This window comes from Azospirillum sp. P4_B5, from assembly GCF_056402275.1.
The window spans coordinates 191,718-205,737 of record NZ_JBFUHT010000003.1 but is presented as its reverse complement, the minus strand read 5'-3'; the positions used below and the strand labels follow the sequence as shown (position 1 = coordinate 205,737).

At 67.0% G+C, this 14,020-nt stretch carries 16 protein-coding genes and 1 rRNA gene; 13 read left to right on the top strand and 4 right to left on the bottom strand.

The features are described from left to right. A 5S ribosomal RNA gene (rrf, locus tag AC1DVI_RS03720) occupies positions 1 to 100 on the top strand; the annotation flags it as partial. A 183-nt stretch (positions 101 to 283) separates the two neighbouring features. Further along, entirely contained in the window at positions 284 to 589 is a 306-nt protein-coding gene (locus tag AC1DVI_RS03715) for a YkgJ family cysteine cluster protein (protein ID WP_476956797.1), read from the top strand. Here AC1DVI_RS03715 and AC1DVI_RS03710 read toward each other — a convergent pair. Further along, positions 546 to 1,361 (bottom strand): hypothetical protein, encoded by an 816-nt coding sequence (locus tag AC1DVI_RS03710; protein WP_476956796.1) that lies wholly within the window; start codon positions 1,359 to 1,361, stop codon positions 546 to 548. The two genes, AC1DVI_RS03715 and AC1DVI_RS03710, sit on opposite strands and share 44 nt — an antisense overlap. A gap of 95 nt (positions 1,362 to 1,456) precedes the next feature. On the opposite strand from AC1DVI_RS03710, the gene AC1DVI_RS03705 reads away from it, so the two are divergent. The 9 genes from AC1DVI_RS03705 to AC1DVI_RS03665 all read left to right on the top strand — a co-directional run bounded on the left by AC1DVI_RS03705 (position 1,457) and on the right by AC1DVI_RS03665 (position 9,513). After that, positions 1,457 to 2,227: an SDR family oxidoreductase gene (locus tag AC1DVI_RS03705; RefSeq protein ID WP_476956795.1), complete on the top strand. Its 771-nt coding sequence runs from the start codon at positions 1,457 to 1,459 to the stop codon at positions 2,225 to 2,227. Between the two features lie 401 nt (positions 2,228 to 2,628). Further along, positions 2,629 to 4,641: an excinuclease ABC subunit UvrC gene (gene uvrC / locus AC1DVI_RS03700; protein ID WP_476956794.1), complete on the top strand. Its 2,013-nt coding sequence runs from the start codon at positions 2,629 to 2,631 to the stop codon at positions 4,639 to 4,641. Positions 4,642 to 4,689: 48 nt separating this feature from the next. Continuing rightward, positions 4,690 to 5,301, top strand: coding sequence for a CDP-diacylglycerol--glycerol-3-phosphate 3-phosphatidyltransferase (gene pgsA, locus AC1DVI_RS03695; RefSeq protein WP_109071245.1), 612 nt, complete (start codon positions 4,690 to 4,692; stop codon positions 5,299 to 5,301). 165 nt (positions 5,302 to 5,466) lie between these two features. Further along, the gene (gene mobB / locus AC1DVI_RS03690; RefSeq protein WP_149165898.1) at positions 5,467 to 5,994 is read left to right on the top strand and encodes a molybdopterin-guanine dinucleotide biosynthesis protein B; all 528 of its coding nucleotides are present in this window, start codon (positions 5,467 to 5,469) and stop codon (positions 5,992 to 5,994) included. A gap of 74 nt (positions 5,995 to 6,068) precedes the next feature. Then, positions 6,069 to 7,322, top strand: a complete 1,254-nt coding sequence (gene moeA / locus AC1DVI_RS03685; RefSeq protein WP_476956793.1) for a molybdopterin molybdotransferase MoeA — start codon at positions 6,069 to 6,071, stop codon at positions 7,320 to 7,322. Beyond that, positions 7,322 to 7,573: a molybdopterin converting factor subunit 1 gene (gene moaD, locus AC1DVI_RS03680; RefSeq protein WP_349597096.1), complete on the top strand. Its 252-nt coding sequence runs from the start codon at positions 7,322 to 7,324 to the stop codon at positions 7,571 to 7,573. The genes moeA and moaD overlap by 1 nt, the downstream gene beginning before the upstream one ends. Positions 7,574 to 7,589: 16 nt before the next feature. Continuing rightward, entirely contained in the window at positions 7,590 to 8,048 is a 459-nt protein-coding gene (locus tag AC1DVI_RS03675) for a molybdenum cofactor biosynthesis protein MoaE (RefSeq protein WP_476956792.1), read from the top strand. Positions 8,049 to 8,137: 89 nt separating this feature from the next. Continuing rightward, positions 8,138 to 8,803, top strand: coding sequence for an MORN repeat-containing protein (locus AC1DVI_RS03670; protein WP_476956791.1), 666 nt, complete (start codon positions 8,138 to 8,140; stop codon positions 8,801 to 8,803). Between the two features lie 74 nt (positions 8,804 to 8,877). Beyond that, complete coding sequence (locus tag AC1DVI_RS03665) at positions 8,878 to 9,513, top strand: LysE family translocator (RefSeq protein WP_145626695.1); 636 nt, start codon at positions 8,878 to 8,880, stop codon at positions 9,511 to 9,513. 21 nt (positions 9,514 to 9,534) lie between these two features. Here AC1DVI_RS03665 and AC1DVI_RS03660 read toward each other — a convergent pair whose 3' ends face one another. Further along, on the bottom strand, positions 9,535 to 10,689 hold the full coding sequence (locus tag AC1DVI_RS03660) for an alpha/beta fold hydrolase (protein WP_476956790.1): 1,155 nt from the start codon (positions 10,687 to 10,689) through the stop codon (positions 9,535 to 9,537). Between the two features lie 262 nt (positions 10,690 to 10,951). On the opposite strand from AC1DVI_RS03660, the gene AC1DVI_RS03655 reads away from it, so the two are divergent. Next, positions 10,952 to 11,380, top strand: a complete 429-nt coding sequence (locus AC1DVI_RS03655) for a hypothetical protein (RefSeq protein WP_476956789.1) — start codon at positions 10,952 to 10,954, stop codon at positions 11,378 to 11,380. Here the strand turns inward: AC1DVI_RS03655 and AC1DVI_RS03650 are convergent. After that, positions 11,358 to 11,933, bottom strand: coding sequence for a GNAT family N-acetyltransferase (locus AC1DVI_RS03650; protein WP_149165891.1), 576 nt, complete (start codon positions 11,931 to 11,933; stop codon positions 11,358 to 11,360). The two genes, AC1DVI_RS03655 and AC1DVI_RS03650, sit on opposite strands and share 23 nt — an antisense overlap. Positions 11,934 to 12,251: 318 nt before the next feature. Here AC1DVI_RS03650 and AC1DVI_RS03645 point away from each other — a divergent pair, with 318 nt between their 5' ends. Beyond that, positions 12,252 to 12,422 carry a hypothetical protein gene (locus AC1DVI_RS03645; protein WP_170295888.1) on the top strand — a complete coding sequence of 57 codons (171 nt, stop codon included), beginning with the start codon at positions 12,252 to 12,254 and terminating at the stop codon, positions 12,420 to 12,422. A gap of 109 nt (positions 12,423 to 12,531) precedes the next feature. On the opposite strand, the gene AC1DVI_RS03640 is transcribed toward AC1DVI_RS03645, so the two are convergent. Next, entirely contained in the window at positions 12,532 to 13,878 is a 1,347-nt protein-coding gene (locus AC1DVI_RS03640; protein WP_149165890.1) for a globin-coupled sensor protein, read from the bottom strand. Positions 13,879 to 14,020: the final 142 nt, after the last annotated feature.

The window sequence follows — 14,020 nt, the reverse complement described above, 5'->3', positions numbered from 1 at the left end:
AGGCTCCCAACACCCGATCCCATTCCGAACTCGGCCGTGAAACGCCTCAGCGCCGATGGTACTGCGTCTTAAGACGTGGGAGAGTAGGTCGCCGCCAGGTCACCACGGCACACGCCACACCATCCAAGGACGTGCACGGAGCAGGGCTCAAACACACTTGACAATCGGCTTCATGAACGGCAAGGCCGGCGCTTTCCCCTGTGGGAAGCGCCGGCTTCTCGTCGTGTCCGGGCATTGTGCCTGGGGGGGGCGTGGGAACAAACGGGGAAGAATGGGGAGTGCTATGCTGACGCAGGATGGTGTACCGGATTGCGAAAGCTGCGGAGCCTGTTGCTCCTATTCCTGGGAATGGCCCACCTTCATCGGCGATTGGGACGGTGAAGACATCATGGAGCATCTGAAGGAGGACGGACGCATGCGGTGCAACGGCAACCGTTGCGTCGCCCTGATGGGAACCCTCGGCGAATCCGTTTTTTGCAGCGTCTATGAGCATCGTCCCCTGGTCTGCCGTGAATTCACGGCGGGAAGCGACGCCTGCCACGCCGTCAGGGCCCAGTTGGGTCTGGACCGGTCGGGGCCGGAAGAGTGAACCACGCGCCGACCCGGTGACGCAGGCTGAGCCGCCGGTCCTCCTCCGGGGCCGGGGCGATGTCCCAATCCCAGGTCCTGTCGGGGGCGGGCAGGTCGAGACCCCAGAGGGAGTCCTCGCGCTCCTGGATCGCGCCGTTCTCCAACCAGGAACTCTCCGTATCGGTGAAAAGCGCGGCCTGTTCGGCGACGCGGGCAAGCCAGCAGCGGTGATTGAGCGCCAGGGTGCGGGCGAAGCGCTCCCGCTCCGCCTCCGGCGTGTTCGGTGCCTTGCGGCCGATGGCGTCCAAAGGCAGCAGGGGAAGCTGCGACAGGAGATTGCAGGACACGGCGAAAGCGAACCGCTCCCCCGGCAGGTCCGGCGGCGCCGCAGAGGGAAGCGGCGAACCGTCGGAGAGGGCCGCGTCCAGCGGCGCCAGCGCCCCCGTAACGTCGAGGGTGAGCAGACGGACGTTGGAATGGCGCCGCGCCTGTCGGCGAGCGGCATGGGTGTGCACCATGTCGACCAGCACCACCTCTCTGAATCGCTCGGCCAGTGCCGATAACGGGACCTCGATCAGCAAGCCGGACCCTGCCACCAGCGCCCGCCCGCCCCGCGGCGTCCGCTCAGCGGCCTCCTGAACGAAACGGCGGCAGGCCTCGACGTGGGGAGTCCAGGCTCGACGCTGGCGCCGGTGGCGGGCGCCGAGAGCCAGCGCTTCCGCCAGATAGCCATAGCGGCGTGCCAACGGCGGGCAGGGCGTGGTCAGATACTCGAAGGCTTCCCTCAGCATGGCCGCACCTTGCTCCGCGCGTCTTCTACCGGTCCGGAGTTCGACCCGATGGGATCCCCCTTGACCGGAACGGGTGGCAGGGTACCTATGGCGGCATGGTGGAGATCAAGAGGAAAGCGGCCCTGGTCACCGGGGCGGGAAAGCGGATCGGACGCGCCATCGCGCTCGATCTGGCGGCGCGTGGCTGGCGGGTGGGGGTGCATTTCGGGCATTCCCGCAGCGAGGCCGACGCGGTGGTGACGCAGATCGTCGGGCAGGGCGGCGTTGCCGTGGCGCTTCAGGCCGACCTGGAGCGCGAGATGGACGCGCGGGCGCTGGTGCCCGAAGCCGTCGAGCGGCTGGGCACGCTGTCGCTGCTGGTCAACAACGCCTCCCGCTTCGAGCGGGACGAGGTGGGGGATGTGACCCGCGAGTCCTGGGACCGCCACATGGAGGCGAATCTTCGTGCTCCTTTCGTGTTGAGCCAAGCTTTCGCGGCTCAGGTGCCGGGCGACGCGGAGGGATTGATCATCAATATGATCGATCAACGGGTGTGGAACCTCACCCCGCACTTCATCTCCTACACCTTGTCGAAGGCCGGCCTGTGGACGTTGACCCAGACGCTCGCCATGGCGCTTGCCCCGCGCATCCGGGTCAACGCGATCGGACCAGGCCCGACGTTGAAAAATGTCCGGCAGACAGATGAGGAGTTCGCCGCGCAGCGTGACGCGACTCCGCTGAGGCGCGGCCCCTCGCCGGAAGAGATCTGCGCGGCTTTGCGCTTCCTCATCGACGCGCCGTCGGTCACCGGGCAAATGGTCGCGCTCGACGGTGGCGAGCATTTGGGATGGGCGCAGCCGTCCTTGGGATTCGTGCCAACGGAATAGGCGGTTCGGCCAGGAGTCGTCTGGCCGTTCAGCGGACAACCCCTTGGTGGGCTGGGCGCCCCGGCAAGAGGACCGCGCGTTGTACACATCCGGCCTCATCGGCGCAAGGGGCTGTTTGCACGATCCGGAAAAATAGCGGCGCAGCGCCAAAGTGCCGACTTGACTCGGGGTGTCTCCAGTAAAAACAACGTCTTAGGTGAAATGCCCAATTTTTGTGCATAGCTTTGGAATCCCTTGGGCCACCTTGGTTCCGCTGGGGTAACCCTTGGGTTATCGACACACTTATCCACAGGAGTCGTGGATATCCCGACGGATGCCCACTGAAGAGGTGGATCGTTCGTCTTAACCATTCAGGACAGGGGGTGGTTGACCCCCTCCCCGGACCCGACGACATTCGAGACATGGCCGACACCGCAGAAACCCCCACGGACCTCATCCTCCCGGAGACGGACAACGCCGACCTTCTGGGCGCCGACCTTCTGGGCGCCGACCTTCGGGGCGCCAACGCACCAGGCGCGGATACCCGAGGCGTGGACAACACGCCACCCCCGCGACGGCGCCCCGCCGATCTCGCCCGGGGGGCGGAGGTGATCCGCGACCACCTGAAGACCCTGCCGCAGACGCCCGGCGTCTACCGCATGCTGGCGGGCGACGGGGCCGTGCTCTATGTCGGCAAAGCCAAGAACCTGAAGCGGCGGGTGTTCAACTACACCCAGGTCAACCGCCTGCCCGTGCGGCTGCAGCGCATGGTTTCGGAAACGGAGACCATGGAGTTCGTCACGACCCACACCGAGGTCGAGGCGCTGCTTCTCGAATCGAATCTGATCAAGCGGTTGATGCCGCGCTACAACGTGCTGCTGCGGGACGACAAGACCTTCCCGCACATCATGATCACCAAGGACCATGATTATCCGCAGTTGACCAAGCATAGAGGCGCGCGGTCGCGCGACGCCGACTACTTCGGCCCCTTCGCCTCGGCAGGGGCGGTCAACCGGACGATCACCGCGCTCCAGCGCGCCTTCCTGCTGCGCAACTGCGCCGACACGGTGTTCGCCGCACGCACGCGGCCCTGCCTGCAATTTCAGATCAAGCGCTGCACCGCGCCTTGCGTGGAGCGGGTGAGCCCGGCGGAGTATCAGGCGCAGGTCGATCAGGCCCGCGCCTTCCTGTCCGGCAAGAGCCGGGACATCCAGACGGAGTTCGTCACAGAGATGACCAAAGCGGCGGAGCATCTCGACTACGAGACCGCCGCCCGCTACCGCGACCGTATCCGCGCGCTGACCGCGGTGCAGGCGCACCAGGACATCAACGTCGAAGGGGTGATCGAGGACGCCGACGTGATCGCCGCCTATGCGGAGGGCGGGATGACCTGCGTGCAGGTGTTCTTCTTCCGCGGCGGGCGCAACTACGGCAACCGCGCCTATTTCCCCAGCCACGACAAGAGCGCCGAGACTCCGGAGGTGCTGGCCGCCTTCATCGCCCAGTTCTACGAGAACAAGGCCGCCCCCGGACTCGTCCTGGTCAGCCACGACCTGCCGGAGCAGGAGCTGCTGACCGAGGCCCTGGCGCTGCGCGCCGGCCATCGGGTGGAGTTGGCCGCGCCCAAGCGGGGCGACAAGCGCCGCATCGTCGAGCACGCCCTGACCAACGCCCGGGAGGCCCATGGGCGGCGGCTGGCCGAAAGCTCCTCCCAGGCGCGGCTGCTCGACGGGGTGGCGACGGTGTTCGGGCTGGACGGCCCGCCGCAACGGATCGAGGTCTATGACAACTCGCACGTCCAGGGCGCCCACGCCATCGGCGCCATGATCGTCGCCGGGCCGGAGGGCTTCATCAAGAACGCCTACCGCAAGTTCAACATCAAGACCGAGGGCGCCGCCGGGGACGACTTCGCGATGATGCGCGAGGTCATGGCCCGCCGCTTCGGCCGGGCGATCAAGGAGGACCCGGAGCGGACTCAGGGCACCTGGCCCGATCTGGTGCTGATCGACGGCGGCATCGGGCAGCTCAACATGGCGCTGGGCGTGCTGGCCGATCTGGGGATCGACGACGTGACGCTGGTCGGCATCGCCAAGGGGCCGGACCGCGACGCCGGGCGCGAGCGCTTCTTCATGCCGGACCGCGCGCCGTTCCAACTGGAAATGCGCGATCCCGTGCTCTATTTCCTGCAACGGCTGCGGGACGAGGCGCACCGCTTCGCCATCGGCACCCACCGGGCGAAGCGCACCAAGGCGTTGGGAAAATCGATGATCGACGAGATTCCCGGAATCGGACCCAGCCGGAAGAAAGCCCTGCTGCACCATTTCGGGAGCGCCGTCGCCGTTTCCCGCGCCGGTCTGGCGGATTTGGAGTCGGTCGAAGGGATCAGCAAGACAGTGGCGAAAAAGATATACGATCATTTCCATTCAGACGGTTAGAATGACGCCGCCCACCGCGCGTTTCCCCCGATTCCAGAGTTGCGACCGATGCTGACCAGCCTGCCGAACCTGCTCACCCTGTCGCGCATCGCGGTGATTCCCGTCGTGGTCGGGCTGTTCTACGTGCCCGAGGCGTGGGCCGCCTATACGGCCTGCGCCCTGTTCGCCGCGGCCTGCATCACCGACTGGTTCGACGGCTATCTGGCCCGCGCCTGGGAGCAGGAAAGCGTCATCGGCAAGTTCCTCGACCCCATCGCGGACAAGCTGCTGGTCGCCGCGACGCTGATCATGCTGGTCGCCTTCGCCCGGCTGTCTGGGCTGTCGGTGCTGGCCGCCGTGGTCATCCTGCTGCGCGAGGTCCTGGTGTCCGGCCTGCGCGAGTATCTGGCCGGGCTGAACGTCGGGGTGCCGGTCACCTGGATGGCCAAGTGGAAGACGACGATCCAGATGGTGGCGATCGGCTTCCTGATCGTCGGCGACTACGGCCCGGTCCACATCCCGGTCACGCTGATCGGCACGCTGGGCCTGTGGGTGGCGGCGATCCTCACCTTCGTCACCGGCTGGGATTACATGCGCGCCGGGCTGAAGCACATGATGGCCCACCAGCCGGCCAAGCCCCGGAAGGGCGCGCCGGGCAACCCGGCCCGCACGCCGGGCTGAGCCGCGTTTTGGGGCCGAGTCGCTTTTTATCGTAAACGGCTTTCCGGCTGGCGGCAGAGCGGACCACAAATCCGGTTTGTCCGTTCGCATGCCCGTGTGTTTCTGCTATGTGACCGGGGAACGCCCGCGCAGCGATGGGCGGCAAGGCGGAGGATAGGGGCTTCCATGAAGATGTTCGGCCTGACGGGGTGGAGCGGCAGCGGCAAGACGACGCTGATCGTTCGCCTGATCCCGGCGCTGATCCGGCGTGGCCTGACCGTTTCGACCATGAAGCATGCGCACAAGGGCTTCGACATCGATCATCCCGGCAAGGACAGCCACAACCATCGCGAGGCCGGCGCCACCGAGGTGCTGGTCAGTTCGCCCCGCCGCTGGGCGCTGATGCATGAGATCCGAAACGACGAGCCGGAACTGTCCCTGACCGAACTGCTGCCGAAGCTGTCGCCGGTCGATCTTCTGCTGATCGAAGGCTTCAAACGCGAGCCGCACGAGAAGATCGAGGTGTGGCGTGCCTCGGTGGGCAAGTCGCTGATCGCGCGCGACGATCCGAGCATCGTCGCGATCGCCAGCGACGGGCCGGTGCCGGACGCCGGGGTACCCGTGTTCGACCTGAACGACGAGGAGGCCATCGCGTCCTTCATCATCGAGCGTTGCGCGCTGGACCGGTGCAGGGCAACGGGGCAGGCTGTCTGAGACGGCGGACGGCCTGAAGCAGGGTGGTCCGACATAAGGTTGTCGGACAGCGGTGTGCGGGGTGGAGTGGGGCGATGGCTCAGCTTAGCGACGATTGCTTCGCCTTCGGCGGGGAGATGATGGCGGTGGATCGGGCCCTGGAGCTTCTCTCCGGCCGCCTCCGCCCCGTCACGGAGGCTCGCCGGATCGGCCTTGCCGACGCGCTGGGCCATGTGCTGGCCGAGGATGTCGTCGCTCCGTTCAACGTGCCGCCCCACGACAATTCGGCGGTGGACGGCTACGCCGTCTTCTTCGACGACCTGACGCCCGAGGCGGCCACGCTGCTGCCGGTCACGGCGCGCGTCGCCGCCGGCCACGCGCTGGACCGTCCGGGGCGGCGCGGCGAGGCGGTGCGCATCTTCACCGGCGCCCCGATGCCCGAAGGCTTCGACACGGTGCTGATGCAGGAGGACTGCAAGGCGGGGGAGGGCACCGTCGCCATTCCCCCCGGCATCCGCCGCGGCGCCAACCGTCGCCGGGCTGGGGAGGACATGGCACAGGGCAGCACCGTCCTAACCGCCGGACGCCGGCTGCGGGCGGAGGACATCGGCCTGCTCGCCTCGTTGGGGCGGCGGGAGGTGACGGTGCGCACGGCTCTGCGTGTCGCCGTCTTCTCCACCGGAGACGAGGTGCGGGAGCCGGGCGTGCCGTTGGAGCCCGGCTGCATCTACGATGCCAACCGCTTCGCCCTGATCGCCTCGCTGCGCCAACTCGGCTGCCGCGTGACCGACCTGGGCATTCTGCCCGACCGGCTCGACGCCGTTCGCGGCGCTTTGGCCGAAGCAGCGGAGACGCACGACGTTCTCATCACCTCCGGCGGCATGTCCACCGGGGAGGAGGACCACGTCAAGGCGGCGGTGGAAGCGTTGGGCGGCCTGCATTTCTGGCGGCTGGCGATCAAGCCGGGACGGCCGGTGGCGCTGGGCACGGCCAAGGGAGCGGTCTTCATCGGTCTGCCGGGCAACCCGGTGGCGGTCATGGTCACCTTCCTGCGCATCGCCCGCCCGATCCTGCTCCGGCTGATGGGGGCGGCGGACGAGGCGCCCGCCTTGTTCCCTTTGCGCGCGGGCTTTACCTACAAGAAGAAGGCGGGGCGGCGCGAGTATGTGCGGGCCACGCTCGCCCGCGCCGCCGACGGGGTTTTGACCGCGGTCAAGCACCCGCGCGACGGGGCGGGCATCCTGTCGTCGATGGTCGAGTCCGACGGGCTCGTCGAACTGCCGGAAGAGATCACCCGCGTCGAGCCGGGGATGATCGTGGATTTCCTGCCTTTCAGTGAGGTTCGGTGATGAAGATCCTCTATTTCGCCTGGCTGCGCACCAAGATCGGCGTGGCGACCGAGACGGTGGACCTGCCGGCGGAGGTCCGGGACGTCGGCACCCTGGTGGCGTGGCTGAAGACCCGCAGCCCGAAGCACGCCGACGCGCTCGCCAACAGCACGGTGGTCAAGGTCGCGGTGAACCAGGAGCATGTGCCCTACGACCACCCGGTCGGCCCCGGCGACGAGGTGGCCCTGTTCCCGCCCGTCACCGGCGGCTGAGAAAGGAAACCTTGCCGTGACGGTGAAGGTGCAGAGCGAGGACTTCGACGTCGGTGCGGAGCTGGCCGCGATGACCGGCGGAAAGACCGGCATCGGCGGGGTGACCCTGTTCGTCGGGCTGGTTCGCGACATGGCCGGCGGCGAATCCGTCAGCGCCATGACGCTGGAGCATTATCCCGGCATGACCGAACGGCAGTTGGAGGCCATCGAGGCGGAGGCACGGGCGCGCTGGCCGCTCGACGACGCGCTGATCATCCATCGCTACGGGCGGCTGGAGCCGGGCGACCGGATCGTGCTGGTCGCCACCGCCAGCGCCCACCGCGAGGCGGCCTTTGAAAGCTGCCACTTCCTGATCGACTGGCTGAAGACAAGGGCGCCCTTCTGGAAGATGGAGGCCACTCCGGAGGGTGAACGCTGGGTGGAGGCCAAGGATTCGGACGACGTGGCGGCGGCCCGCTGGACGAAACCGGCGTGAAGTGAGAGGCAGGGCACAGACGGCGGCCTCCTCACGGTGATTGGATCCGCTCCCGCGCAAGGCTGTGCGCGCATGCGGAGTGTCCGATCATGCGAACCCGGTTCCTGCTCGCCGGACTGGCGGCTCTGTCGCTGGGCGCGTTCCTGTCGAGCCCCGTCCAAGGGAAGGAGCGGCAAACGGCGGAGCGGGTTCTGACCGACCCGGTCAGCGGCTGCCGCGTCCGCGACCCTGATCCGAGCCGGGGGAGGTCCGTCCGCTGGAGCGGCGCCTGCCGCAATGGTTTCGCTCACGGTGCCGGCATTCTTGAAATGTTCGATGGGGCGGAGCCGGCGGATTGGACCGAGGCGGTCTTCGTCGATGGTCGGGCGGAGGGGCCTGGACGCAGCGGTCGCGCGGATGGGACGATCTTCCAGGGCCGTTTCCGGCATGGCCTTGCCACCGGCCCGGGGATGCTGACCCTGCCGGACGGTCACCGCTACGTCGGCGGGTTCGCGTTCGGGCGCCCGACCGGGCAGGGGGAGTTCGTCGCCTCCATGGGGTTGCGCTACCGTGCGCGGGTCGACCGGGATGGGCGGGTGTGGCCCGGCGCGCTTCTCGGCTCGAATCCTCCCGAGTCGATCCAGTCGGCCGAGCGGCCGGATATGAAAGGCCCGGCGGCGCCGGGCAGCCTGGAGGAGTGGCTGCGCACGCCGCCGTGGGATTACCGTGCTCCGGTTGGGAGCAATCCAGGGCGGCCCAATCGGGACCGGCGTTGACCAGCTTTGCACAGGCGGCGTTTGCCAGACGCGCCGCGCCGTGGTGACATCCTGGACCCCTTCGGAAGACGGCGATGAACTGGCAGACTCTCGGATTCTTCTTCGCAACGGCCTTCGTGCTGTCGATGACCCCCGGCCCCAACATGCTGCTGGCGATGAGTCTCGGCCTGCGCTACGGCGTGCGCCGCGCGGCCTGGGGCGGGCTCGGCATGTGCGTGGCGCTGACGACGATGGCCACCCTGTCGGTTCTGGGACTCGGCGCCCTGCTGGCGGCATCGGAGCCGGCCTTCCAGGCGGTGAAGTGGGCGGGCGTGGCCTATCTGACCTGGCTCGGCATCGCCGCGTGGCGGGCGCCGGTGCCGGACGGCTCGCCGCGCGTCAGCGGCGCCGCGGCGGCGGAGGAAGCCCCGGCCCATCGCCTGTTCCTGCGTGGGCTGCTGGTTGCCTTCAGCAACCCGAAGGCGCTGGTCTTCATGGCCGCCCTTTTCCCGCAGTTCATCGACCCGGCGGCCCCGCTGATGCCGCAGCTCGTGGCGCTGGTGGCGATCATGGTGGTGATCGAGTTCGGCTGGATCATGGCCTACGCCACCGGGGGCAACAGCATCGGCGCCCGCCTGACCAGCGGGTCCGCGGCCCGGACCCTCAACCGTCTGACCGGCGGCCTGATGATCGGCGCCGGCGGGCTTCTGGCGCTCGCCCGCCGGCTGTGATCGCCCACCGTCTGTGATTGCTCATTCCATCCGGCGAAGCGTCGTCTCCAGACGGCCCTTGCCGGAGCGGTCCAGCCAGGTGGCGGACAGGCGCCCGTCCGTCCGGACGCTGTAGCGCAACACGTTGCGCCCCTTCTCGTCGAACACCAGCTCGTCGTTCTCGATGCGGCCCTTGCGCTGGGCGCGCTCCATCGGCTGGTCGGCCTCCATGCCCGGCCCCAGCACATAGTCGGCATAGACGGCGTCGCCGTCGACCCGGTCCACCGCCAGCGCAATCTCCCGCCCGTTGATGTAGGCGCCGTACCAGACGCCAAGGAAGGAGCGGGCGCCTGTGCCCGCCGAGGAGGAGGTGCCGCTGCCGGTGCGCGGCTCCGGCGCCGCGGCCCGCATCAGCTCCGCGCTCGGCGTGCGGCCCCAGGATTCGTCGCAGGAGGGGTCGCCCCGGCGCGGCGGCGCCTCGGCGAAACGCAGGATGCAGGTGCCGAAGCGCCGGACGAACATGCCGGTCGTCGCGGCGCCATGGCCGGTCAGCAGGGCCGGCTGATCGACCACGATGTGGTCCAGCCCGCGCGAGGACAGGATGCCGCGCGCCGATTCCCCGCGTCCGCCCGGGTCGAAATCGTCGCCGTGGAAGAAGAACAGCATCACCCGCGCGTTGTGGATGCCGCGCAGGATCGGCCAGAGCTGCGCCGCGTTGTCGCGGAAGCTGTCGTAGGAGTCGGAGAAGTTGCCGAAGGCGGCGGGGGCGGTGCCGACGACGGCGTCCACCCGGTCGCTCTGTCCGGCGGCCATCAGCGAAAGGAAGGCTCCGAAGGACTGGCCGGTCAGCACGACCTTGCGGTAGCCGCGGTCCTTCAACTGGTCGGCATAACCCGCCAGCGCGCGGGAGCTGTTCGGCAGCGTGTCGCTGACCCGCATGCGATCCAGCCGGAACACGTCCCACCCCGCGTCCTTCATGGTCTTCATGTAGAGCGGGGTGGGGGCGTTCGAATCCTCCACGTCCACCGACCGGCCATGGCTCCACACCACCGCGCCCCGGGCCACGGTCGGGCCGAGCAGGGCACCGTCGCCATAGGCCGGGTTCAGGTGAATCTGGGCCGCCGCGGTCTGCGCCGTACCGAGCATTGCCAACGCCGCCACCAATCCGAGCAGCGCCTGTCCGACTGTCCGCCTCATCCTTCCACGCTCCTGTCTGCGGGCGTGTGAAGGGTCTCGGAATATGGTTAACCCCACCTTTCCATCAGGACAGGCCGGCTTATGTCACGGGGCTTTGTCACAGCTTCCCGCTTTGGGCGCCCTGCGTCAGAAGGTCCACGAGATGCAAATGCGAATGACTCGCAATCTATGTGCGAGTCGTCTAAGATTGGCTCCGTCACTTCAGTCGGGAGGGGTCAACATGTGCGATTCTGTGAGCGAGGGAAGGTTGTCCCCTTGGACGGTGTCCGATCTGACAACGGCCGAGCGTGCGCTGCTGACCGGTTTCCGGCAGTGGTTCCGTCACGGCACGGCGGGCGCGATGGCCGCCATGCGGGCCAGCTTCGGTGTGGCCGGCGTGCCGTCGTCGGCTCTGCTGCCGTTGTTCGCTCTCCTGGGAACCTTCGCCGTGACCAACGCCGGCCGGCCGGCGTTCCGCTGCCCCTCCTGTTCGCGGGTCGGGATGGACGAATTGGCGGTTCTGGACGCGCTGGCCGCCATGCAGGCTGGGGAAGGCGATGTGACGACCCAAGTGTTCGACCGCTGGCTTCCCCTGGTCGCCCTGAGCATGGCCACCGATTCCGCACGGGAACTGGCGGACATTTTGGACGGCGCGCGCATCCGTCTGCCACGCCGTCGCCCGGCCCGGCTCATAGCGCTGGCGGCGGAGTGACCCGCGCAAAGCCGGCGCCAATCTGCCATGCCGTCCGGCTGAACAGGGGTTTGCGCATAATCCACTGATCGATGGGCACCTGGACCAGTTCGCCGGCCGGGGTGCGGTAGGAATAGCGTCCCCGTTCGGTGCCGCGCAACTCGTATCCCAGCCGCTCGTAGAAGGCGAGGACCCCGGCGTTGTCCCGATCCACGCCCAGTTCCGATTCCGAATAGCCGTGATCGAGCGCGGTGCCCTCGGCGGCGGCCATCAGCCGTGTGGCGATGCCGCGGTTGCGGAAGGGCTGGAACACCCGCAACGCCCACAGCGTGGCGCGGCGCAGATGCCGTTTGCGCTGGAAGTCGATGCATATCTGGCCGGCAGGAAAACCGTTGATCTCCGCCACCAGCAAGGCTCCGCTACCGCGTTCCTGGGCACGGAAGGCGGTGGCGAGGATTTCCCGGTGCGGCGTGTGCAGCCCGAACCATTCGAGATCCGGCAGGTCGGTGCGGCAGGCCGGGCGAATTGCGACGGGCAGGCTGATGACATCCTGCGACGCGGTGGCGGCGTCCATTCCTCCTCCGGACTTCATACCATCTGATGGAATGAACGGATCGACGCTGGCGGCGTTCCCCGCGCCCGATGAAAGTCTCGCCGAGCAAAACCTTCCTGTGAAACGCAACAGAAAGAGAAAAATTTACGAAAATAATTTTGTAATCGCCTCATACGGACGAATTCCACAACCGAAAGAATATGACGATCGTCATTGTTGACGAAATAGGATGATTCTTGATAAGTCTCTAAACGATTTGGAGCAAAGACGCAGCCGTTCGGCGACAAGGCGCGACTCTCAAGCCGAGAGAAAGCGCCAGGAGGGAGGAGGGACCGCGCGATGATCAAGATTGTCAACCTCGGGCGCACCGGCCTTTTCGTGGCGATGCAGAATGGTGCTTTGACGACCATCGGCGGCCGTAGCCATTGGCGTTCGCTCGACGATCTCCGTTCGGCGGCCAATGCGGCGAAGATCAAGGTCAGCGATACGGTTCTCCGCACCGTTCTCTGACGGCAACGCCCGTGTCGCCCGCATGAAAACGGGTCGTTCAACTCAGTGCCGTTCAACTCAGTGAGTCGGCGGCATTGATCAGGCCGCCGGTCACAGTCCGTTGAAACGATCAGCCGGCCCGGACCCGCGCCAGGAAGCGATCGACCTCGGCCCGCAGATTGTGCGATTGAATGGACAGCTCGTTTGTCGCCGACAGGACGCTGCGCGCTTCCGACCCCGTGTCCGACGCTGAGGAATTGACCCGCACGATGGTCTCGCTGACCTCGCGGGTGCCGATCGACGCCTGCTGGACGTTGCGGGCGATTTCGGTGGTGGCGGCGCCCTGCTCCTCCATGGCCGAGGCGATGGAGGTCGAGATATCGTTGATCCGCGCGATGGTTTCGGAGATCGAGCGGATGGCGAGCACCGCATCCTGCGTCGCACCCTGAACCGCGCCGATCTGGGAGTTGATCTCCTCCGTCGCCTTGGCGGTCTGGTTGGCGAGGCTCTTCACCTCCGAGGCCACGACCGCGAAGCCTTTGCCGGCCTCGCCGGCGCGGGCCGCCTCGATCGTGGCGTTCAAGGCGAGGAGGTTGGTCTGGCTGGCGATGTCGTGGATCAGCTTCACCACCTGGCCGATCCGACTGGCGGCGTCGGCGAGTCCCTGCACGGTGTTGTTGGTGCGCTCCGCCTGTGACATGGCCTCGCCGGCGATGGCGGCCGACTGGGTTACCTGATGGCTGATCTCGCCGATGGAGGCGGTCAGCTCCTCCGCCGCCGCAGCGACGGTCTGGATGTTGACGGAGGCTTCCTCCGCCGCCGCAGCGACCTGGGTGGACTGAGCGCTGGTCTCTTCGGCGGTGCGGCTCATGTTCTGGGCGGTGCCTTGGAGTTGCTGCGCGGCGGAGGCCACGGCCTGCACCACGCTCTTCACCTCGCGCTCGAACGAGTCGGCGGTGGTTCCCAACTCCCGCGAGATGATCGCGGCGGTGTTCAGGTCGACGTAAACCGAGGTCGCCAGATCCATGTCCAGGAAGACCGCCTTGTTGATCGCCTGCATCAGCTGGGCGAGCTTCTCCGGCTTCTTGCGGTAGACTTGATAGGCGAGATCGATCAGCTTGTTCAGCGTGAAGCAATAGGCTCCGGTGTACCAGCGCGGTTCCAGACCGATGCGCTGGTGGGCCTGCCCAATTTTCAGCACCTGCGCCATGTAGGCATCGTCGAAGGTGCCGGTGAAAACATTCTTCAGCCAATGCTGCTTCTGCATGTCGCGTGCCCGGCTGACCACCGTGGGATTGGCGAGCAGCGTCGCGACCTGCGGGACCGAGCGCAGGTAGCCGTAGAATTCCTCAAGGATCTGATCGATGCGCTGGGCGAGATGGGGTTGGAATTCCCGAAGGACTGCCTTGGTGGGTTCGTCGATACGCAAGAAGGAGATGCGGTCGAGAATGGACTGTGTCTGGGCAGAATGCGACATGGATCAATTTCCCCGCGAAAATGGGACCGCATCAGATTAGCGCAACTTGTTTTTAATGCAAAGTAACTAACCTGCGGTCGGCACTATGGAGGGTTACGGTGGGTGTGAAAACCGGCAGCGTTGTCGCAGGCACAACAAATCA

Excerpts from the sequence above, each read along its gene's own strand:
- AC1DVI_RS03715 (WP_476956797.1), top strand. The coding sequence starts at position 284 with ATGCTGACGCAGGATGGTGTACCGGATTGCGAAAGCTGCGGAGCCTGT.
- AC1DVI_RS03710 (WP_476956796.1), bottom strand. The coding sequence starts at position 1,361 with ATGCTGAGGGAAGCCTTCGAGTATCTGACCACGCCCTGCCCGCCGTTG.
- AC1DVI_RS03705 (WP_476956795.1), top strand. The coding sequence starts at position 1,457 with ATGGTGGAGATCAAGAGGAAAGCGGCCCTGGTCACCGGGGCGGGAAAG.
- uvrC (WP_476956794.1), top strand. The coding sequence starts at position 2,629 with ATGGCCGACACCGCAGAAACCCCCACGGACCTCATCCTCCCGGAGACG.
- pgsA (WP_109071245.1), top strand. The coding sequence starts at position 4,690 with ATGCTGACCAGCCTGCCGAACCTGCTCACCCTGTCGCGCATCGCGGTG.
- mobB (WP_149165898.1), top strand. The coding sequence starts at position 5,467 with ATGAAGATGTTCGGCCTGACGGGGTGGAGCGGCAGCGGCAAGACGACG.
- moeA (WP_476956793.1), top strand. The coding sequence starts at position 6,069 with ATGGCTCAGCTTAGCGACGATTGCTTCGCCTTCGGCGGGGAGATGATG.
- moaD (WP_349597096.1), top strand. The coding sequence starts at position 7,322 with ATGAAGATCCTCTATTTCGCCTGGCTGCGCACCAAGATCGGCGTGGCG.
- AC1DVI_RS03670 (WP_476956791.1), top strand. The coding sequence starts at position 8,138 with ATGCGAACCCGGTTCCTGCTCGCCGGACTGGCGGCTCTGTCGCTGGGC.
- AC1DVI_RS03665 (WP_145626695.1), top strand. The coding sequence starts at position 8,878 with ATGAACTGGCAGACTCTCGGATTCTTCTTCGCAACGGCCTTCGTGCTG.
- AC1DVI_RS03660 (WP_476956790.1), bottom strand. The coding sequence starts at position 10,689 with ATGAGGCGGACAGTCGGACAGGCGCTGCTCGGATTGGTGGCGGCGTTG.
- AC1DVI_RS03650 (WP_149165891.1), bottom strand. The coding sequence starts at position 11,933 with ATGGACGCCGCCACCGCGTCGCAGGATGTCATCAGCCTGCCCGTCGCA.
- AC1DVI_RS03645 (WP_170295888.1), top strand. The coding sequence starts at position 12,252 with ATGATCAAGATTGTCAACCTCGGGCGCACCGGCCTTTTCGTGGCGATG.
- AC1DVI_RS03640 (WP_149165890.1), bottom strand. The coding sequence starts at position 13,878 with ATGTCGCATTCTGCCCAGACACAGTCCATTCTCGACCGCATCTCCTTC.